This window comes from Runella sp. R0.1_18 (assembly GCF_057652155.1).
The window spans coordinates 1-22,552 of record NZ_JBYFCK010000030.1; the positions used below are offsets into that span (position 1 = coordinate 1).

12 protein-coding genes are annotated in these 22,552 nt (G+C 41.6%); 4 read left to right on the forward strand and 8 right to left on the reverse strand.

Annotation, left to right across the window (positions count from 1 at the left end):
* Positions 1 to 2,343, reverse strand: a 2,343-nt coding sequence (locus AC23P2_RS28520) for an Ig-like domain-containing protein (RefSeq protein WP_487776355.1), incomplete at its 3' end; no start/stop codon positions are given.
* A gap of 181 nt (positions 2,344 to 2,524) precedes the next feature.
* Entirely contained in the window at positions 2,525 to 3,511 is a 987-nt protein-coding gene (locus AC23P2_RS28525; protein WP_487776356.1) for a hypothetical protein, read from the reverse strand.
* Positions 3,512 to 4,795: 1,284 nt separating this feature from the next.
* Here AC23P2_RS28525 and AC23P2_RS28530 point away from each other — a divergent pair.
* The 4 genes from AC23P2_RS28530 to AC23P2_RS28545 all read left to right on the forward strand — a co-directional run bounded on the left by AC23P2_RS28530 (position 4,796) and on the right by AC23P2_RS28545 (position 14,050).
* On the forward strand, positions 4,796 to 9,418 hold the full coding sequence (locus tag AC23P2_RS28530) for a T9SS type A sorting domain-containing protein (protein WP_487776357.1): 4,623 nt from the start codon (positions 4,796 to 4,798) through the stop codon (positions 9,416 to 9,418).
* Between the two features lie 147 nt (positions 9,419 to 9,565).
* A complete protein-coding gene (locus AC23P2_RS28535) occupies positions 9,566 to 10,744 on the forward strand; it encodes a T9SS type A sorting domain-containing protein (protein ID WP_487776358.1) in 1,179 nt (392 codons plus the stop codon).
* A gap of 156 nt (positions 10,745 to 10,900) precedes the next feature.
* On the forward strand, positions 10,901 to 12,448 hold the full coding sequence (locus tag AC23P2_RS28540) for a DUF1800 domain-containing protein (protein ID WP_487776359.1): 1,548 nt from the start codon (positions 10,901 to 10,903) through the stop codon (positions 12,446 to 12,448).
* 15 nt (positions 12,449 to 12,463) lie between these two features.
* Positions 12,464 to 14,050 (forward strand): DUF1501 domain-containing protein, encoded by a 1,587-nt coding sequence (locus tag AC23P2_RS28545; RefSeq protein WP_487776360.1) that lies wholly within the window; start codon positions 12,464 to 12,466, stop codon positions 14,048 to 14,050.
* Here AC23P2_RS28545 and AC23P2_RS28550 read toward each other — a convergent pair.
* The 6 genes from AC23P2_RS28550 to AC23P2_RS28575 all read right to left on the reverse strand — a co-directional run bounded on the left by AC23P2_RS28550 (position 14,037) and on the right by AC23P2_RS28575 (position 22,536).
* Positions 14,037 to 15,053 (reverse strand): hypothetical protein, encoded by a 1,017-nt coding sequence (locus AC23P2_RS28550; RefSeq protein ID WP_487776361.1) that lies wholly within the window; start codon positions 15,051 to 15,053, stop codon positions 14,037 to 14,039. The two genes, AC23P2_RS28545 and AC23P2_RS28550, sit on opposite strands and share 14 nt — an antisense overlap.
* Positions 15,054 to 15,064: 11 nt before the next feature.
* A complete protein-coding gene (locus tag AC23P2_RS28555; RefSeq protein ID WP_487776362.1) occupies positions 15,065 to 17,791 on the reverse strand; it encodes a hypothetical protein in 2,727 nt (908 codons plus the stop codon).
* A 189-nt stretch (positions 17,792 to 17,980) separates the two neighbouring features.
* Entirely contained in the window at positions 17,981 to 18,727 is a 747-nt protein-coding gene (locus AC23P2_RS28560) for a glycosyltransferase family 2 protein (protein WP_122929024.1), read from the reverse strand.
* Positions 18,728 to 18,868: 141 nt separating this feature from the next.
* Positions 18,869 to 19,990 carry an acyltransferase family protein gene (locus AC23P2_RS28565; protein ID WP_487776363.1) on the reverse strand — a complete coding sequence of 374 codons (1,122 nt, stop codon included), beginning with the start codon at positions 19,988 to 19,990 and terminating at the stop codon, positions 18,869 to 18,871.
* Positions 19,984 to 21,603, reverse strand: a complete 1,620-nt coding sequence (locus AC23P2_RS28570; RefSeq protein WP_122929026.1) for a hypothetical protein — start codon at positions 21,601 to 21,603, stop codon at positions 19,984 to 19,986. Before AC23P2_RS28570 ends, AC23P2_RS28565 begins: the two co-directional genes overlap by 7 nt.
* A 9-nt stretch (positions 21,604 to 21,612) precedes the next feature.
* Entirely contained in the window at positions 21,613 to 22,536 is a 924-nt protein-coding gene (locus tag AC23P2_RS28575; RefSeq protein ID WP_487776364.1) for a transketolase family protein, read from the reverse strand.
* Positions 22,537 to 22,552 lie beyond the last annotated feature (16 nt).

Here is a 22,552-nt window from a genome sequence, read left to right on the forward strand (position 1 = left end):
ACCAGAGGTTAAAATAGCAGAAACGTTATTACAGCCCAGATAGCCTCCCCCTGTGATACCAAATGGCGCTGCGGAGGACTTGACAACAATCGCTGGAGCAGATAGTTGGGTACTCTCACAACCAAGAGAACTCACACAACTCACCCAGTAAGTAGGCATCTCACGCGTGATGTGAAGAGTATAGGTAGCACCTATACCTACTAGGGAGGGCTGGGAGTTTGGGGTGGAGGAATACCAGTGTGCTGTATGAGCACCACAATTAGCGGAGAGTGTGATGGTTTCTCCTGGACAACCTGTCGTTTTATTCGCTGTTACCTGCTGGGGAGCAGGTGACATAGCGACAGTTATTTCAGCACTGGCCGAAACAGGGCTACCACATCCAGAACTTATCGAGTAAAAAATAGATGCTGAACCTGCAGCGATTGCAGTTACTTTCCCATCACTAGCGACAGTGGCAATATTTTCATTACTACTTGACCAAGTCCCTCCAGAAGTGCCATTGGAAGTGAAAGTTGCTGAGGTTCCAACACATATCGGAGACACCGCCGTTACTGTACCTGCTGAAACGTTGGGGGAGATAGTAACGTTAGCACTTGCCGAAACAGGGCTACCACATCCAGAACTTACTGAATAAGAAATAGATGCTGAACCTGCTGCTACTGCAGTCACTTTTCCATCATTATCGACAGAAGCAATATCTTTATTACTACTTGACCAAGTCCCCCCTGAAGTGCCATTAGAAGTGAATGTTGTTGAGGTTCCAATACACAACGAGGACGAACCCGTCACTGTACCTGCTGATACATCGGGAGTTACAATTATGTCTGCACTTGCTGAAACAGTCGTGCCGCATTCAGAGGTTACTGAATAAGAAATAGATGCTGAACCTGCCGCTACTGCAGTCACTTTTCCATCATTATCGACAGAAGCAATATCTTTATTACTACTTGACCAAGTCCCCCCTGAAGTGCCATTAGAAGTGAATGTTGCTGAAGCTCCAATACACAAAGGAGATGAAGCCGTTACTGTACCTGCTGAAACATTATCAGTTTTAATACTAACAGTAACGGCAGTAGTTGCAGCAGATGTACAACTTACGGGAATAACTGGTGAGTCTGCTATTGTTAGGGTCGAAATAGCTTTACGGCGGTATTGAGTTTCAGTGGCAAGACCTGCGGGTGCATCATAGGTAGGATCAACAGCTCCATCTATGATATTCCAGCCACTCCCATCATTTAATTCCCATTGGTAGCTAAGTGTACCACTCCCTCCACTTGCATTATTGCTACTTGTAAATGCTACGGGATCGCCTCCTGAACAAATTGCTTGCGTGCCTGAGATAGACCCACGAGAAGGGGGGGCATTGTAATAGACAGTGATAGGGGAGGTAGTAGCAGGGCAAGTTGTTCCATTGATTGTGTATGTAACTTGCCGATGGTAATAGGTTGTTTCGGTAATAGCCGCAGGGTTGTAATTTACTCCTGTACCTGTGGTACTAGCAGTTGTTCCTACTTCGGGTACATTTGTAAAGTTAATGTTATTAGTACTTTGTTGCCATTGATAGCTTAATGTTCCACCTGACGGACTACCTGTAGCAGCAGTTTTATGTAATAAGCCTGGGTTTCCACAGGTGATAAAGTCTGGATTTAGAGTACCTGCTGATACTACTGCTATTGTTACTTTTACTGATGAAGTTGTCGCGGTACAACCATTTCCGCAACTTGCCTTGCGACGATACCAAACAGTGCTCAAAGGTATTGTGTTTAAATCAGCAAAGTTAGCATCTGGTATATTATCAAAACCTGTAGAGGCAGAGGTTGTGCTCACTTCCCACTGATATTGAACTTCTTTGCTAGGGCAAGTTGCTGGTGTTAAATTATTAATAGTTGCTTCACTGCCATCGCAAATGGTTTGGGGAGTGGTGCTGATTGTGCCTGCACTTGCTTTCTCGTCGATAACAAAAGTAGAGGCAAGGGTATTATTTGCTAGGTTTTGATTAGCACTATTTCTATAAAGGGCTTTTAGTGTATAAGTACCCGTCTTAATTGTATTGGGAATAATAAAATTAAAAGTTTTAGTCGTCCCATCATCTACTACGGGATCTAGTGTCCTATTTTGAGAAGAGGTAGTACTTCCATCTTCAATCAATTGAAAGACAATTTTGTTGGTGCCTCCAGTGGGGCCACCTTGTGCTGAAAAGCTAACTTGAATGGTACTCCCTCCACAAAATGGCCCTGTAGGATCTATCCCTAAAATGGTTACGGTTTGGGCTTTTAGCCCTGCTCCCCAAAAGAATACCCCAATAAAGAGTAGTAAATAATGTTGTAAAACTTTAAGCTTCATAATAATAAATGTTTACAGTTGGACTAGGTTTATGCAAAATAGTTACAGAAAAATACAACTATACTGACAAAACATTGATATAAAATTTATCCAACGGTTATAAAAACTCAAGTGTAGCGTTTTTTATAACCGTTGGATAAATTATGATACCTCTTTTAACTACAAAAAAATATTGGCTAACTTAGTTCAGCTTGTAGGGAGCGGTGTCTATTTTTGCATTTTTGGCAATTCCTATGGCAGTATCAAGTGCTTTTTTTGCTTCTTGTTTTTTTCCTGCCCGTTGAAATGCTTTGGCCTGTTCAAAATATATATCAGCCACGTCCTTACGGTTTCGTTCGTTTGGTTTTACCAATGCTAAAGCATCTTGACACCAAACAAGCAAGGACGGAATATAGGTGTTGTCGGTGGCCTTTTCATTGAAATAACGAATCAAATACGCATAATCTAAAAACTCTAATTTTATCGTTTTTTTGTACTCATTTAAACGAGCCGTGGCGGCTGGTGTATTTTTTTCCCTGAAATGAGCTTCCAGTTCCTTTAACAAAGTACGCTGTGCTGCTGTTTTGGCTGGTAGCCCTAGCTTCTCCATTCCTTTGCGCATCTGTACAATTTCCTGTGAAGACAACTGAGCTGCTCGTTTGCCATATAATGTAGAATGGATAATATGCTCGCCTGCCTCTTGCACCGCTTTGGGAGCCTCTGCTGTGTTATGAATTTTAAATTTAGGGATATGGGCAAAGAAATATTGTGCCATTGGATTTTTAAAATCATTAATCAAACGAGACAGAATATAAAAGCCTACCTTGCTTTCGATATCGGTAGGCTGCGTAACAATTTTGCCAATTTCGGTATTAAGTTCTGTTAAACGTACATCATTCTTGGTAGTTGCGCTGTATTTTGCGTAATTGATCAAAAAACCCAAGTCTCGGTCGCCTTTCGCAAAACGAGCGGCATAGTTACTCGTGCGGAGTTGAGGAGTTAGTGCTTCGTTGCCAAGCTGGATTACCTCTTGAATAAAGGCCGCTTTGTTGGGGGTCTCACTTGGAGCGCTCTGATGAATAAGTTGACCGTTGGTATCAAAGAAAAAGAATAAGGGAAATTCGGTATAAGTAATGCCCTTGGCTTGTTGAAGCTCTTTTGATACCTGAGAATTGGCTTCAATTTTCATGCTGACAAATGACGGGTTCCAAAAATCACCTACTTTTTTTTCTTTAAGAATTGGTTCAAGCGCAGCACAATGGGGGCATCCATTCAAATACACTTCTACGAATGCTAACTTGTTTTGTTGACGAGCGTTTTGGATCAGCTGGTTAAAATTTGTTTCAGTAAATGAAATACCTTGGGATTGGACTTGGCTTACGAATAAGAGACAAAAAAAACTAATCGATAATAATAAAACTTTCATTGGTTTGTTGTTTACCTGTTAATAACTCACTAACAACCATAAAAATGGATGGCTACCAAATACTTCTACATATATATATATGTGCGTTCAAATTTAGCCATTTTCTTTTGGATTGTCAATCTAGTGATTGTAGCAGCAGTGTCCCTAAGGTTACTTTTAGGGGGAATGAACGTCTATCCAAATAAATGAACAATGCGTGCTCGCACATCAAAAATGGCCATTTAAGACCGTTAGATAAAAATTTTAATTTTTTTTTAAGCATTTTAGCACTGCTCATTTTTTATTTTCTGTTTTATTGATACCTTTGTTTTCGACACTACGTAAGCAGTTCTTTGTTACGAACCATAACAAGAAAGTTGGGTTGATTCACTTGCTTTTAAGCGCTGTGCTGTTGCTTTACAAAGGTAAGTTGCTCTCAACTCATTAAGCTTGCCTTATATTAATATGCCAAGAAAGGAGGTGATTACTAAAGAATTTAATTTTTAGCGTTATGTTGTTCAATCAAAATTGTTAACATAACTTTGCACAGATATAGAGACTCGTTTGTGGTCACTTCTAGCTTTGTCCTTCCGCACAAAATGCCTAAAAGCTCCTAGAAGTGGGTATAAATGTTCTCGACGATACCAGTAAAAATTGTTTAATTAAAAAAACTAACGGAAGAGGAGGTCCTGAAAAGCCTATGACGTAAGTAAAGTGAATCGACTTTTGGTTCGGTATTAGTAGTTCTGGTAACGAGCCTCTTTCATCAAAAAGTAAACAATTTACACCTTTTAATTAATTTTTTGTTTAACCCAAGTTTTTATGAAGACACAAAAACTTCTATTATCGCTCATAGCACTCTTTATGGTGGCTACGGCATGGGGGCAGACCGTTACCATCAAAAACGGAACTGATGGGGGGACTACATTTGTAGCAGCAGGCTCTAATATTGCCGATGTTACTACTTCTTGTGGTCTTGCTATTAAGTACGATTTGACGGGTAGTAACTATACAGGCGGTACTGCTCAGATTTTTGTTGAGTTGTATAAACTCAACCCCCTCCAGTTGATGAGTTCAACAGACGGAAACCTAGCTCAAGGAACGACAGTTGCTTCGGGAAAAGGGGAACTTGCTCTTAACGCTTTAACTTGGTCAAACGGTTATCCTGGAATTACTACTTTAGCTGCGGGTAACTACCGCTTGAGAGTAGTAGTGCGTGAAACTGGTAAAGCTGACAAAGCAACGAACTTGGCTGTGACGGCAAAGGCGTTGCCTACTACTGTGACTATCCAAGGTACTATTGCTGATGGTGGAACAACTTGCCTCGGTAAAACATTGACCTTGAACGTGAAAGATGCTGATCCTGATGTAACTTATACTTGGACAAGCAACACTACTTCTACTTTCGGAGGTTGTGTAAGTTCAGATTGTACTAAAGAAGGAACAGGTGTGAAAGGGTCGTCAGTTACAACAACTGCTACTAAAATTGGAAGTGGATTGACTGGCATCACTTACACTGTGAAAGCAGGTTTTGCAGCACAAGCAAACTGCGGCTCTGCTACTGATAACCACGTTGTTAATTTTGCTGCAATTGCTGCGCCAACTTTGGCGGCTAGTCCAGAGAAAATTTGTTTAGGTTCTTCTACAAAGCTAACGGCTACTGGTACTTGTGCAACTACGGCAGGTAATAAAGTAGAATGGTATGAGAACGGAGGTACTGTATTGATTGGTACTAAAACAATCACAAGTCCCCTTGGAACATCAAACGTTTTAGAACACACGCCAAACAATAAAGTTAACAACTTTACTGCGCGTTGTGTTTTGCCTGATGGTTGTTTAAGTGATATGAGTATCCAAAAAACTGTAACTGCAGAAGATAAGCCTGCCGAACCATCAGGTTATGTGGCTCCTGCGTTTTGTCAAGGAACTGGTAATCCAACAATTACTATAGCTCACCTTTCAAAAGCAACTTGTGCTACAGGAACATTGGAGATTTTTGATCCAACAGCTACACCAGTTGGTGGTACAGCTACAGGTGCTTGGACTTCTACACTAGCAAATATTACTAATACTACTATCACTACTTCTGAGGTAGGTACATTTAATGCAACTGCGGTAAGCCCAGCTGATAATGCTCTTCGTAATTACGCCTTGCGTTGTACATTGAATGAATGCTCAAGCACAAGCATTAACGTTACTTATGAAGTAAAAGCTTCATTGGGTCTTACACCTGCTCCTACGGGAGTAAGTGATCAAACTATTTGTGGTTTGGATAAGAAAGTTACAATGAAGGCGGTTTGTCCTGCTGGAACAACAGCTTCGTACAAGTACAGTACAACTGTTAAGACTTCTACAACTGAGTCTGATCTAGGTTTGGGTACTTCTGGAAGTACAGTTTCAAATACTACAGATGCTAATGGAAATGTAACGATTGTAGAAGATCCTTGGAATGCTGCTGCTGCTCCTGGTGATGGCATCACTTATTTCCACATTTTCTGTCAGCCTAACGGTACTTGTTATACAGGTGCTGGAAAAAGTGCAGTAGTGAAAATTACTGAGCTTTCGGATGCAGCTCCAGTTCTTACGGCACAATTCAAGAAAGGTGATGCTGCTTTTGAAGCTGGTCGTAACGTAAACGTATGTAATGATGTTGCGTTGAAATTGACTGTAGGTTGCGAAAAAGGTACTACTACTTGGACTTCAGCTTCTGCTATTGTAAACACAGATACTTTAACTGTAAATACTTCAGCTTCGGGTACACAGACATTTGTGGCTTCATGTAAGTCAGCTTGTGCTACTTCAGGAAATGTTACATTTAACGTAACTGTTGGTAGTGGTCAATCAGCTCCAGTTCTTACGAAATTACAATCTGCATGTCAGGGTAGTGCTTCGGTAACTTCAACTTGCGGCGTATTCCCAACTCAGTATCGTTGGAGAACAGCTGGCTCAACTCCACCAGCACCTTGGAGTGATACAGAAACAGAAAATGATGGAACATGGGGTGACGCAGAAATTTTGCCAGATGCGTCTAACGACGGTGGTGATACGCGAGTTGCGCCAGGTACGTACGAAGTACAAGCTCGTTGTGCAGATGCAGGTTGTACAAGTGCATGGTCTGAAATATTGACTGTTGTTGTAGGAGAAGGGTTGCAAGCACCTGCCTTCTTTGCAACAAACCCTGATAATTCAAACGTTGGAAGTATTCAAGGTACAATTGCTTCGGCATGTGCGGGTTCAACAATCAAATTAGTGTTGTCAGCTGGTTACTCTTGCCCAGGTACATTGACGTGGTACACAGTTGATGCACCACTAGGCAGTGGTACTACAGCAATTGGAAGTGGTAGTCCATCTCAAAACTATACGATTACGGCTCCGTACCAAAAAGAAATTATTTTTGTTGCGAAATGTGTGTTGAACAATTGTGAGTCGCCACTATCGGCTCGTGTGATTGTTGGCGTTGTAGTTCCTCCTACTTTTGCGGCAGAAGTTTCTAATCCTACGAACACATGTTTGCCACCATCTTCAACTACTCAAGTGAAATTGAAGGTAACTTGTCCAATAGGGACTTTGGCAGGTGCAGCTCCTACTGTAACTCGTTCAATCAATGATGGAACACAAGTAACAGTAGTTCCAAATTGGGATACTCCACAACCAGTTAATCCAGTTGATATTGTGTTTTTACCACTAGGTGCTGTATATCAGTGGACAGGAACTCTTCCTGCTACTGCTCCTTCAACATCAGGTGCTACTAACCGAATTGTATATCGTGTAAGTTGTAATACTGAACAGGCAGTTGGTGGTGTTATCAACTTAGGTAATATTTCATGCAATAACTTGTCACAAACTATTACACTTTCTACATCTCCAGCAGCTCCAAATGTAACTGCGGCTACATTGGCAGGTTGTGGTAGTGTAACATTACCAACAGTTACTTGTCCAACAGGAACTACAGCTCAGTGGTTAAATTCTTCTAATGCAGTGGTAACATCACCAGTTACAGTATCAGGAGATTACAAAGCACGTTGTATCACTGTTGATGGTTGTGCAGGTGCATTGTCTGCTAACGCAGTAACGGCAAATGTTACAAACTCTGCGATTGCATTCTCAATCAAAGCTGATAAAGCTACATTGTGTGCAACTGGCGGTGATGTTATGTTGAGTGTATCAACAGGTAGCTGCGCAGGAACAATCACTTGGATGGAAGGTTCAACTTCATTGGGAACTGGTGCAACACTTACAGTAACACCAGGTACTGCAACTTCGTACACTTATTCTGCAATGTGTAAAGATGGTGCATGTGAAAAAGCTGCTGACAACACAGTAACTGTAACTCGTGAAGCTGTTCCAACAGTGACATTAGTTCCATCTACATTGGCACTTTGCACAGGTTCAACAGGAACTATCACTGCTACAGCAGGATTTGCAGGATATGAATTCTTCAAAGATGGCGTATCAATGGGTGCAGCTTCGGCTAGCAACACAGCTACTGTATCAGAAGCAGGAACATACACTGTTAAAGTAACAACTTCAAACGGATGCTCATACATGTCGGATGCAAAAGCAGTAGTAACAACTACAGCTGGTCCATCAAACTTGACTTTGACATCGTCTGCTTCAGGTATTATTTGCGCAGGTTCTGGTATCGTACTTACATTGTCAGGATGTCCAGCAGGTGCTACTTATAGTATCTCAAACGGTACTTCAAATGTTGCTTCAGGAACAAGCGGAGGTTCAATTGTACTTAACATCAATGCAGTTCCAGTAGGAAGTGCAAACGATATTACTTACACCGCTACTTGTACAGTAGGAGCATCAACATGTACAGCAAGCTCAAGCACAGTAGTAAAAACATCTCCATTGGATGTTCGTTGGGTAAACGTAGGTCAGACAAGCAACGCTATGCGTCCAGCTGGTCAAGGCTTTACAACAACAGAATGGCCAACAGTTAATCCAACTTCTGGACCTAACGCGATGAACAGTACATCAGCGGTACGTACAATCTTGGATTACACTGGTCCACGTTACTGGAACTTGGAAGCTTTCTACTGTGTAACTGCTACTCCTAAGACTGTTGAGTTCGTTTTAGTTAACGAATCAACTTCACAGACATTCAAAACTGTAGAAGGAACTGCTCCATGGTTTATGTTCGGTAACGCACGTTCAGGAAACTCATCAGTAGCTGACTCATACTTCCAACTTTGGACAATTGATGATCCTAACTACGGATTTGGCCCTGCATACTCTGCTAACGGTCTTCCAAAAGGAAAATACACATTGACTATCCGTGCGATCAGTGTAGGACCAGCTGTTGGTTCACCATATCCTCCAACTCGTATTGCTGACCAAGATCCAGCTAACACGATTGTAGCACGTACATTCTACTTTGATGTTGCAGGTAGCCAAGCTGCTCGTCAAGGTTTGAGCGAAAGTTCAGAAGAAACATTTGTATCATTGGGTCAAAACCCTGTAACAAATACACTTTCATTTACCATCAACGGAGCAAAAGGCCAAGATGTTAACTTGAATTTGGTAGATGCTACTGGTCGTTTGATTAAGTCTGCACTTGAAACTCCTGAAACTAACACTCACCGTGTAGAAATGGATATGTCAAGCAATACTACTGGTATGTACTTCTTGAAAGTAACATCTGCTTCTAAGAATGCTACATTGAAAGTATTGAAAGTAAACTAGTAGGTAAATACCTTATTAGGATTAAAAAAGAAATCCCTTCCAAATTGGAAGGGATTTCTTTTTTTTATGAGGAAATTTTACTAGCTTTGAGAACTAAAGGCGAAGTTGAAGGAAACATAAGTATCCACTTTATAATCAAAACTACATATGAAAACAAAACGTGTACTTTTATCAGCATTAAGCTTGCTACTCAGTAAGAGCTTATTCGCGGCAGATCCATTGTCATTGACATCTAATACGAATGGTATTATTTGTACAAGCTCGGGGATAATTTTGACCATTAAAAATTGTCCAGCAAATGCGAGTTATGAAGTTTCAAATGGTACAGCAGTAGTTTCGCAAGGAACTAGTGGTGGTGGAGAAATAAATTTAAGTATTCAACCAAATCCACAACCTGGGACAACAAGTATAACTTACACAGCCTCATGCAAAGTTGATGCTTCAACTATTACAAAAGCTACAACTGAAGTAAAAGTTGGTAATATTGATGTGCGTTGGGTTAATGTTGGAAAGTCTAAAACAGCTACCAATCCATCAGGTCAAGGTTTTGCAACTTCAGATTGGCCAACGATTAATCCAACTTCTGGGCCAACAGCACTAAATAGTACAGAGTCAAATAGAACGATATTAGATTATACTGGCCCGCGTTACTGGACGTTAGAGGCGTTTTATTGTCTAACAGGCGCTCCTAAATCAATGGAGTTTGTACTTACAAATGAAACTACATCGCAAACTTATAAGACAGTAGAGGAAAATGCGCCATGGTTTTTATTTGGTAATGACCGTGAAGAGCCAAGAACTGTACCTAACGTCTATCACCGTTTATGGGCTGTAGATGATGAAAACTATGGATGGGGAAATCAGTTTACTTCAACAGGCATTCCTAAGGGAAAATACACATTAAAGGTACGCGCAATATCTGTAGGAGCAGTAGAGAAATCACAATTCCCGTCGAAAAGAACTGCGGATACAGAGCCAGGAAATACGTTGGCAACTTCCACTTATTACTTTGACATTGCGCCAAATCAAGCAAACCGTATGGGCGCATTAGAAAAACCTTATGAGGAAAAGGACTGGGCATTCGCATTTTCAAACCCAGTTAGTCATACAGTAATGATTGGTATAAATGGAGAAAAAGGAAATGAAGTAAAACTCCAATTATTTGATGCAATTGGCCGACCAGTTATGTCGCGAATAGTAACACCAGAATCAGAAGTATATCGCGAAGGAGTAAATGTGAGTGAAGAGCCAGTAGGAATTTATTTTATGAAAGTAATTTCCCCTTCAAAAAACACAACACTGAAAATTATTAAGCAACCGAATTAAGCTTATAAGCTTAGGTCTTTGAAAGTATTTCAAGACTAGTCATTTACGAAGTTAATTAAAGAAAACCCCGCCATTTGGCGGGGTTTTCTTTTTTTTATTTGTTAAAAAACATATTATTGCATGTAAATTAGAAAAGCTCACAGTACTCTTCCTCCTATGTCATTACCCATCCAAACGTCAAAGCTCACGGAAGCTCAAGCGGCGCATTTGCTTCGCAGGGCTACCTTTGGAACCTCCCCAAACAGGATCAAAGAATATATTGGTTTACGCCCTGAAGAAGCGGTAGAGAAGTTGTTAGGTGGAGGGGCTACCGCAGCACCGCCCATAGATCCAGTAACGGGAGAGACCTTTCATGATAAACCTTTTGATACTGAAAATGCTTCCAAACAAATAGGCTACGTAAAAGGATGGTGGATTGCACAAATGATGCAACCAGAGAAGGCATTACAAGAAAAAATGGTGCTTTTTTGGCAAAACCACTTTTCAATAAGTCACGCCCAAATTGCAGACCCAAGGTATCTGTATCGTTACAATGCCCTCTTGCGCAAATATGCACTGGGAAATTTTAGAATGTTGGTTGTAGAAATGACTAAAGAACCAGCGATGTTAAGGTACTTAAATGGTAATACCAACACGGCTAAACGCCCCAACGAAAACTATGCAAGAGAACTTCAAGAATTGTTTACGATAGGTGCTAATAATTATACCGAAGATGACGTAAAAGCAGCTGCTCGGGTTTTGACAGGTTGGGACGATAATGGATACCGTGCTACCGCAACAGCCACCGTGGAGACGGTCTTCATCCTAAAAAACCATGATACAACTGATAAAGTCTTTTCCGCCAGTTATGGAAATAAAGTAATTAAAGGGCAAACAACCGACGCTGGGGGGGAACTAGAGTTAACGCAACTAATCGAAATGATTACAAGCCGTCGAGAAAGTGCCCTATTTATTTGCAGAAAACTATATCGGTGGTTCATTCATTCATCGATTACTACTACCATTGAAAAAAATGTTATTAGCTTACTAGCGGATTTACTCATAAAAAGTAATTTTGAACTACGACCCGTGGTTAAAAACTTGCTTACGTCCAAGGAGTTTTTTAAGGCATTTCATGTAGGCTCGATTATCAAATCTCCTTTAGATTTTGTGATTGGGCTACTGACACATTATGAAGTTAATTTAGCTGCCATTCAGGACCCAACGGCATATTATGGTAGCTTGGCCAGTGTTGCACGACAGACCGCAGATTTACAACAAGATTTGATGAATCAACCAAGTGTATTTGGGTGGCCAGCCTATTATGATACAGGATATTACCAATTGTGGTTAAATAGTAACACATTCTATAAAAGAAACGGCGTAACCGATGCCGTTTTTACCAATGGATTAGTACTAGGGACATTTAGATGGAGGCTGGATACGGTTGAATTAGCTCAAAAAACCAGTAAACCTTCTGACCCTATGGTGCTGATGAAAGAACTAACTAAATCACTGTTTGTTGTAGAGCTAAGCCAAGAACAGTTGGACTATCTTGTTGACCAAGTACTACTACCTGATGATCTTCCCCGAATGGAATGGACAATTACGTGGAACTTACTCGCGGCTGATTTTAGTAATACCAAAAACCGAAAGGTAATTAGCACGATGTTAGACCGTGCGTTCAAGTATTTATTTAGAATGGCTGAATACCAACTTTGCTAAACTCTACCCAATAAGATGAAACGTCGTCATTTTCTACAACATCTAACTTCTACCTTAGCAACAACAACGTTTATCAATGGGTTTGGGGCGGAAGCAATTTGGGCAAATGAGCCCTTTATACAACAACTAGCATTAGCGGCTGAAAAAAATGACCGTATTCTTGTCATTATTCAGTTGAGCGGAGGAAACGATGGTTTAAATACTGTGATTCCGTTGGACCAAATGAGCACCTATACGGATGTAAATTATAGGGGTAATATTGCTATTAAAGAAAATAAAGTGCTTGGTTTAGGTACCAACAAAGCCACTGGCTTACACCCATCATTGGGCGGTTTGCAAAGCCTGTATAATGAAGGAAAACTGTCGATTGTACAAGGTGTCTCTTACCCAACTCCTAACTTTTCGCACTTTGAGGCAAACGATATTTGGATGAAAGCCGCAGATTTGTCAAAGCAACAAACGAGCGGTTGGGGCGCGCGTTATCTTACAACGGAGTTTCCGAATTACCCCACAGGTTATCCAAACACAGAAATGCCAGATCCAGTGGCGATTCAAATTGGCGCATTGGCTTCATCAACCTTGATTTCAAAAGGACAACCCATTGCGACTATCTTACAAGACCCCGACGCATTTGCGAGGCTGGTAGGGGAAAAAACTACAACCCCTAGTGGAAATGTTAAAAAAGAAGCACAGGAACATTTAACATATATACAAGAACTGCAAAATAAATCGGTAGAATATGCTGCCCAAATAAAGGTTGCCGCCGACAAAGGTAAAAATCAAGTGGCGTACCCAACCAATAATTTAGCTGCTCAACTTCAAATCATTGCTAGACTAATTCATGGAGGGTTAAAAACAAAAATATATTACGTTTCAACTGGTGGGTTTGATACCCATGCTTCGCAAGTGGTTTCTTCGGATACTTCGACTGGGACACATGCGAACTTGCTTAAAAACCTTTCGGATAGCATTAAAGTCTTTACCGATGATTTGGGCAAAATGGGGGTAGCGGAGAGAGTAGTAGGAATGACATTTTCGGAATTTGGAAGGAGGGCAAAGTCAAATGCAAGTTTAGGAACAGACCACGGTACCTCTGCCCCGATGTTTGTATTTGGTGCAGGTATTAAAACGTCTATGATTGGAAAAAACCCAAATCTGTTGGATTTGGAGAATAATAACCTTAAAATGCAGCATGATTTTCGTCAAGTTTATGCAGCTATTTTGGCCGATTGGTTGATGATTCCTAATCCGAATACAGTCTTGTTAGGTACTTATGCTCCTGTCCCAATCTTTAGAATGTCAAATACCGCGCGACAAGCTGTAGAAGAACGAATAGTTGTCCAGCATTCAGAAATGGATTTGCAAACGTTCCCAAATCCAACCAATGATTATTTGACAATTAAGCTAGAAGCGCCCAATGACGAAATAAAACAAGGATTTTTGGTGCATACAAATGGTTATCAATCAGAGCTGAAGCTGAATCGTATCAATGACGAAAGCTGGGAAATTGATGTAAAATCTGTACAAACTGGCGATTATCAACTACGAATAATTACCAACAATGGTAAAGTTCTTGGTAAAAGGCTCATTATAAAGCACTAATAACCTCGTTTACTTTTTCCAACCAAATCGCCCGCCCCGTACAACTCCAGTGGGTGTCGCTTAGGCTGTAAACGGTGGTTGGTCGTTGGGTGTAGGGTGTCCAGACGTCAATAAACGGGACTTGTAGGGTCGAATCACGCTGAACGCGCTCAATGAGGTGGTTGTAAGGTCCCAAGTTGGGCGCGACAATACTTGTTTTATTGGGAATAATAGAAAGATATACTTCATCAAACCCAAGCGATTTGTAATGTTTACGGGTCTGATTGACCTGCTTAATGAGTGTTTTTAGCTCCTCGTCAGGTAAATGTTTGAAAGACGACGTAATACGGCTAGAGTCGGTATCCCAGACGAACAGTAACTGTGTTTTATCGGGAGACAAAGCTACTTGGTCGCTGTGACGTCCAAACCATTGGAGATTTAGGTTGGCTTTCCACTCTTTCAAGGTCAGAAAAATATCGCCAGAAAAAAGAAAACTAGCCAAAGACTCTTCGCTTTCTTTTAACGTTTCTTCAAAACTCTGATATACTTCAGTCACCCAATTTTCAAACGAAAATTCGCTTACTTTTGGTTGTTTGGGGCCAACGGTAAAATTCCGTACCTCTGCCGCAAAGTGCTCTCGGAAATGCCGTTCTACCGTTTGAAGAACCAAGATATTTCGCCGTGAAGTATCAAGTTGAATTGTTTCTGCCTCGTTCCAGTGGATGCGGGTGTAAGCTCCAACGTTGAAATCTTGTTTCACAACGCGTTGATGCTCCGTAAAACTATCCCCAATGATGTATAAAGCCGTGGAATCGGTCGGGGAGTTGAAACGTGGAGTGTTATTACAAGGTAGCTGTTCTTGTTTGAATTGGGGCAAATTGGACAAACGATACAAGTCTCCATAACGGTACGAATCTTTCGTTAAACCCCATTCAAAAGCCGTTTTACGAAACGTAGGAACGCAGCCTACGATCCAAAGCAATGCCCCAATAAATAGGAATAGGTATTTTAAAAAAGTCTTCATGGATTCGGTAACTAACGTAGTTTGAGCGACCAAACTTGTATTTTTTTATTCGCAAAGCCATAGACCAATAGCTTGTTGTAGCCTTCGACAAGGTTAATGCGAACGGGATACTCACTTGGGAAAGGTTTGTCGCCAATCTGATACCCTTTGAGGTCATAAAGTGTGGTATAATTCCCTGATTTTACACTCAAAAACTTTACTTCGGAACTTAGGTAATGGTATTGAACTTGGTTTTTGGCGGCAATAAGACCTTTGGCTGAAAAGAGTTCGTTTCCTTTTTTATCTAACACGGCAAATTGTGTTTCGGATTCGCGGAAAAGTAACCAATCACGATTGTTAGGGGCGGCTTTAGCGCGGAAAAAGGAAGTTGGGTCAGTGCGGAAAAGCTGACGTCGGTCGATGGTCTTTCCTGTGAGCGTATTTTCAATGAATTCTCCATATTTGGTTACACCAATGAGCTGTGTTGAATTGTCTTCAGGAAGAAAAACGCCAAAGAACGGCCCTGAAAAATTGGTTTTAAAGTCGATTTTATAAGGTTCGGGAATAACACCTGATTCGTTGATGAGTCCAATCTGACCCGTACTCTGGGTAAATAAAAAATGACGTTTGCTTTGGTATTCGACTTCATGAATTGGAAGAAGTAAATCAGCAAAAGGGCGAGAAGTGTTGAGCAAAATAGGGGGTTGGGTCGGGCTATTCCACAGGTATAAAAATCCGTTGGTATCAATCACCAAAAACCGAAAACTGCCCTCAATTCCACTTTCAAGTTGTTGGAGGCTTCTAATTTTTCGTCCCAATGGCAAACGAATCGAAGGAATGGTCATGTACCGCTGTTGGTCGTCTTCGTCAACCACGTTGAGGCTTTTTTCGGTAGCAAAAACGTATTGAAGGCGGCCTACACTCAAAAAGTCAACCGAATAAATATCGCTTACGATGGGCGCATCTAGTTTCGCAATTTTTCGTTTTTTCTCTTCGGTAAGTGGGTTCAGTAATTCGTTGCTTGCGGTTGCGATGATTACTTTTTCCATTCCATTGGGATAATTCCGCACAGTAAAAATACCCCCCGAAGGAGCTTCTGGGATTTCAAGTTCTTGCTGTAGAAATACTTTATTCAAAATTTTAGCACTAGATGCCTTACTAAGACGCCCAAAAGTAAGGGAAGAATAAGCCCGTGATTTTTTGTACGCACTTTGGAAAACAAGCTGGTCAAAGGGCAATTGCTCGGTAATGTCATAACTAAGGGCTTTAAAAAGATAATTCATAAAGCCGCTGCCCATGTATTCTTTGCTTTTACGGGGATTGATAACAAAAGTAAAGTTGGAAGCCCGAAAGGTTTTGTCAAAAAAAGCATTATAAACGGCCGAATTTGCCCAAGTACGTTGATATTCGAGGTCAATGAGGTAGTCCTTGAGTACTTGTGAATCGTTGGCATAGACGACAAAGTTTTTGTGAAAAGCCACATAACATTTTGGGAAACCTTTAAAAAGCCCTCCGAAGAGTACCGCAGGAAGTTCATTCCAGTCGATTCTATATACTTTTCCTCCTTGAAAAGGCTCGATGGGCAACCCTTTATTTTTGTTTAAAAGAATAGCTAAACGTCGAATAAATGGCTCTAAAGAAGCGGTAGGGCTGACTTGTTGAAGAATTACTTGGCCTTTGGTGAGGACGTTGTTGGGCTCTAGTTGACAAAGAATAAGCTCTTTGTGAGAAAAACGATAAAATGAGTCAATGCGGCTAGCACTAATCAATGATTGGAGTGCGGACCGAGATTGGTTGATAGAATCTGCAGAAAGGCTTTGAAGTTGTCCCCGTAACTTTCGTGTAAACAGACCTGCATCATCAAACCCAAGGCGGTACATGATGGCCGTATTGTTGGGGATAAAAAAAGTGTTTTTAAAGGGGCTTGCTTTTTGGTCGTTGAGGGCATCAAGGTAGCCTTCTACTTTTATTTTTTTCCCTTTTGAGGTAAGAGTAGTGTTTTTGCTTGAGAAGATAGGGTCGAGGTGCAAACTTTCAATACTAGGTAGAAAAGAAAGAAAATAAAGCAGACCAGCGTCTGATTTGGTGGAGACATCGCGCCGCAAAACATCAGAGAGGAGCGTGTTGTCAAGAAAAATACTTAACTCACTGGTGTCGTCCTTGATTGTTTCAAAGCGACTTGGTCGGGTGGTGCGTAATGGACTTGTTGCGTAGCGAATCCAATCTTCGAGCACGTCGCCAGAGATACAGGATACGATAAAGTTATTAAAACGCGTATAGGCAAAAATCGGGTCAGATGTTGGAGTTGTAACGTCGTAGATTTTTTGACCACTGTGTAAGTGGGACGTAACCCGCACTTTGGAAGATGTAGGGGTTTCCAGCCAATTGTAAGACTGGAAAGCATCCAGAGGAAGAAAAACCAAATAAACAAATCGACCGCTTGATGTTTTTTGAAGAACGTAGGTGATTCCGCGGTTTTTGAGCAATTTATCGGCTTTGGTGCTATCGTCGCTCAAAAGGCGAAAGTGGTCGATTTGATTGGCTGCAAGGTTAAGAAGAGGTACTTCGCGCATTTCGATGCCACCTTTCTGGACTTTAAAGGTAGTGTCTTGAATTCGTTGGCTTTGCAGGACTAAAAATGCGTTTTCGGGTAAAAGTTTCCAGACGGTTGCCGAATACATTTGCCAACGCTGAAAACCCCACCAGCCTGCTAATAAAATCACCAATGAAATGGCAACTATGATGCCTCTTCTATTCATGGAAGTTTACGGTACTGTACCATCTTTCATCCGAGTGCTACTATCGACGATTTTAGCACCCGGATGACACAGATTCGACACGGTTTGATATTTTAGGAATCCCCAATTCTTTCAAACGGGAAACAAAAAAACTTTAAACAGCGTAACGCTGATAAACAGCAAACTTCAAAACCCCAAATAGCAAACAACTCAAGAAGCTTTGATAGCTCGTACTTTGCTGTTGAGGTCCAAACGGAAGTTCAACAACTCCTTAAAGCTTTGAATACAAACTTTGATTAGTTTCCAACGCAAGATAGAAACTGTTCCAGTCAAACGCTCTTTGTGAGTAATTGGTATATCAAATGTTTTTTCTCCCGCTTTTTTAGCCATTACTGCCAAGAAAATGTTAGGCGCAAATGGTTCTGGATTGGGGAGTTGGGCTAAAAGTTTTTTTAGATAACTTCCTTTGATAAGACGGAATGGAATATTGGCATCATTGATAAAAGTGCCATATGCAAAGAAAATCGTATATTTTAGGATACGAGTAATAACCAAGCGAGCAGGGGCGTCGAAGCGAACTTGGCGATAGCCCATGATAAAATTAGATTCGTTGCGTTTTGCCCACAGTTTAGTTACATCTTCTGTGACAAATTGGTCGTCGCTGTCGGTTTGGAATACCCATTCAGAATTAAGTTCAACTGCCTTACGGTAACCGTTTACTGCCGCATTGCCGTGCCCGCCGTTGGGTTGGTGTACAACGTAAAGGTTGTCAATGGCTGGAGCGATACGGTCAAGAATTTGCTTTGTACCATCTTTTGAGCCATCATTGATAACAATGAGTTTGGTCTCTTTGCCTGGGAAGGTATTTTTGAGGAAGGAAGTCCACATAGTTACTACCTGCTCAATACACTCTTCTTCATTATAAGCAGGCATCACAATTGAGAAATAAAGGCTCATTATTGCTTGGGGGATTTGTATGTTAAGACGCACAAGGGTGCGAACGGAACGATTCTATGGTTAAAAATTTCCCAAAACTACTCAAAAAAAGGCGATTGGCCTATCTTTCCTCGTTAAGGATTTATTTTATGGTAGGTTCTGTTAAGGAGCGTATTTGTCTTTGAGGTTGTTGATGGGTTTTTCAATAAGAAACCACGAAACGGAGGCAACGATAGTAGTGAGTACAAAGAGTATGACAAACTGAACAAAGTGCATGTTTCCGAAGTCGGGGAAGGTACGGCTTAGTTTGTTAAATAACCGAACCGTAGGATGAAAGTCGGGTGAATGGTAATGATTATACACAAAATTATGATATACATAAAGTCCGTAGCTAATCTTCCCAAGGTAATTGCTGACAGGGTGCTCCAAAAACCATTTAAACCACCCTTTGTACCCAATAATGCCACCTCCAATTAGAAATGTAAAGAAAACGGAGGCAAAAAATCGCTCCCAAATGGCAATGTATAGGTTTTGGTCTTGGGTTACTCCTGCCAAGGTTTGTTGGCGTGATAACACAAAAATGCCCGCAAGTGCCAAAAAGCTGATCCCTAAATACCAGCGATTGCTGAATGTTTTTTGAAAAAATGGGCGGTGATAGAGCTGGGCGTAGGCCATTAGTGCTCCCACTCCAAAGGCATCCAAAGCCGTTGGCATAGTTACGTAAGAAACGTACCAAGGCTCATTTGTTTGCCAAAAGTAAGCTCGTAAAAGAACACTAAAGACAATGAGAATACTAAAAAATGAAACCACGTAGCGACGGGGAATGAAGAAAATAAGCAGCGGGAAAAAGATGTAAAACTGTTCTTCTACGGCCAATGACCAAAAATGGTCAGTAACGCCTAACCACGTCTTTTTGAGCACAATGTAAATGTTAGAAGCATACAAAAATTGCCAGCCTTCTTTCCCACGAACGGAGGGGTCGTGGAGCAACCAAAGGACAATCAGCGACAGGTAATAGATGGGGAAAATCCGAATGGTTCGACGGATGTAAAATTTCTTTAAATATGCACCCAAACCGCCTTCTGTGCCGTACGTTTTATCTTTGCTACTGAGCAAAATCCGAGCGATGAGAAAACCGCTCAAAACAAAAAAGAGGTTTACGCCTAATTTCCCAAACGGGAGCGAGTGAGGTTCGGGCATCCAGTGGTCCCACAAAACGAGGGCAACTGCTATAAAACGCAATCCGTCGAGTTGGACGAGGTAGTTATCTTGATGTTTTACCAATTTGTCTTAATGTTTTGTTGTTGAGCTGGTTGGAACGTCGCGACACTGCATTTTGCATCTTCAAAATAAAGCTTTCCTTGTCGGTCAAAATGCAACCAACGTACTTTATACGTACCAGGTTTTATATCTGACGATGGGGGAGGTACAATGGCTTTTGAGCCTTTGATGAAGTAGCGTTTGTAATTAAAGATATTTCTAAATGAATGTTTACGGGCTTGCCAAGTCGGAAATACATACTGATGTTGGGCATTGGAAAGTACGATATAGAGGCCGCCATCGCGAAGGTCGTAGAGACGATATTCGGGTTGAATCAATTCAAAAGAATTATTTTTGACCAAACACGCCTGACCCGTAAACACCGAATCTTTGGGAATGGAAATATTCTCCAAAAACAACGAAGGAGCTCGATAAATAGCACTAGAGGTGATGCCATCATTACGCCAGTTGAAACAGCTGGTGACGTTGTATTTTCGTAATTGAATCGTGTCGTACAGGTGGTAATGCTGATTGCAAGCAAAAAGATAAGCCGCCCCAACAACAAATGTCATCGTCATCACTTCGCGGAAGCGAGGGTGTGCCAAGCGCGTTAGATAAGCGACATTAAAGCTTAGTAATAAGGCAGAATATAATTTATACCGACTGGTAAGCATGATTTCTGCCCCAAGTCCAGCCCGTGAATACACGACAATAAGTGCCGTTCCCAAAGCAAAAAGAACACCGCCCACGTAAAAATAGTCAAAAGAGTCGAGCTCAAAATTCCGTTTCCAGTAGCTGCGTAAAATATAAAGCAACATACTAAAACTTACAAAAATCGTAAGTGCACCAAACCAGACAGGCATTTGGGTGGGAAAGTTGCCAAAGGGTAAACTTTCGGTCAATGAACCACAAAAAAGCAAGTAGCCACGAATAAATTCTTTGATACTCCCTGTTGCGCTTAGATCGGTAGGAGGGCGTTGGTAGTCCCAAAAATAAAGCAAAATACAAAAGGTGCTGAAAGCCAGCCAAATGAGTGATATTTTCCAGCGTTTTTGGAGCAAAAGGATACCTAAAGCAAGGGGCATCACAAACAGGCCATTTCCGCTGGTAAAGAGACCCATAAAAGCCGTGGGAAGCGCCCACCACCAGTAGGCATCGGCACGGCTGAGTTTCCAAAAGGTAAGCATGGCCCACGCAACAACCCAAATATTTTGTACCGCTGCCATTCCCCAAAACGCATTTTCCCAAAACGCCAACGAAAACCAAAACGTAGCAATGGGAAGAGCATACCAAACCGCGCCTTGAAGGGGCTTGAAAAAGCGCGTAAGCAACCACCAAATTAAGAGTAAGGCGAGGTTGCCAAAAAACATCAAATGTTCATAATTGATGTGTCCGAAGATTTTATAATCAATGACCGTAACAAGGCGAGTCAATGCAATACGGTGCTCGTTGTGCTGGCGATAGAGTTCGTAAAGTTTGCCCCCAACACTTTCGGCTTTTTCAAAATTAAGTACCGTCGCTTTGAGCGCATGGTCGTCCCATTTGGGAATATTGATGGCATAACGATGCCAAAGCTGATAGTAAGCAAATATCAGCGCCATTGTAACCACTAAAGAAGCGATGGCTCGTTTGTTCATAAAACCCGTTTAGCGACTTAATGAGTGACTAAAGGAGTGAAGCGTGCGAACAATGTTGGCAGAATCCAAACCCGATTGTGCCTGATGGTAACTTTGGCTGCCATAGAGTCCGTCGGGGTATCCTTGGGCTGAGAGTGATTTAAAATTACGTGGATGTACGCCAGCTTCCAACAATTTTACTGAAAGCTGCTGCGCAAGCCCACCAATACTTACGTGTTCTTCAACGACCAAAATGGTATCTACTCGGCGTAGTTCCTCAATGGTAGTTGCGGAGAGTTCAAGGGGAAGTGTAAGGGCGGTATAAATACTACATTCGTTGGCTAATTCAGTTTGAGGGAGTGCCTTCAGTACATTGGATACTATTGGACCCAAAGCTACAATGGCCGTAGTGGGCTGGGTGCTTTGGTGGATTTTCTTTAGAGAACCTGACAACACTGCACCCTCAGGAGTAAGGCCACCTACTCCAAGACGTAAATAGGCGGGGCGTTTTTCTTCTACGATAGTTTCTAATGAAAACGCTACTTCGTCGCTGAAAGCAGGAATCCACGTTTTTACATTTTGAAGACTACTCAAACAGGCTAGGTCTTCAATGGCGTGGTGGGTACTCCCCATGATGCCGTAGCCATAGCCGCCGCCATTGCCAACCAAAAAAACAGGAAGGTTGTGCAGACAAGCGTCGTTACGGAATTGTTCCAAACAGCGATAAACGACAAAAGGAGCGATACTATAACAAAAAACTTTGTAGCCGCGATAGGCCATTCCTGCCGCTACTCCGACCATGTTTTGTTCGGCTACCCCCGCGTTGATGAAGCGTTTTCCTAGTTTTTCTTGGAGGTTTTCGAGGGCATTGTAGCCCAAATCACCTGTTATAAACACGACCGATTCATCGGCAAGGGCCAATTTTTCAATAGCGGCTGAAAATTCTTTACGCATGATGTATAGCTATTTT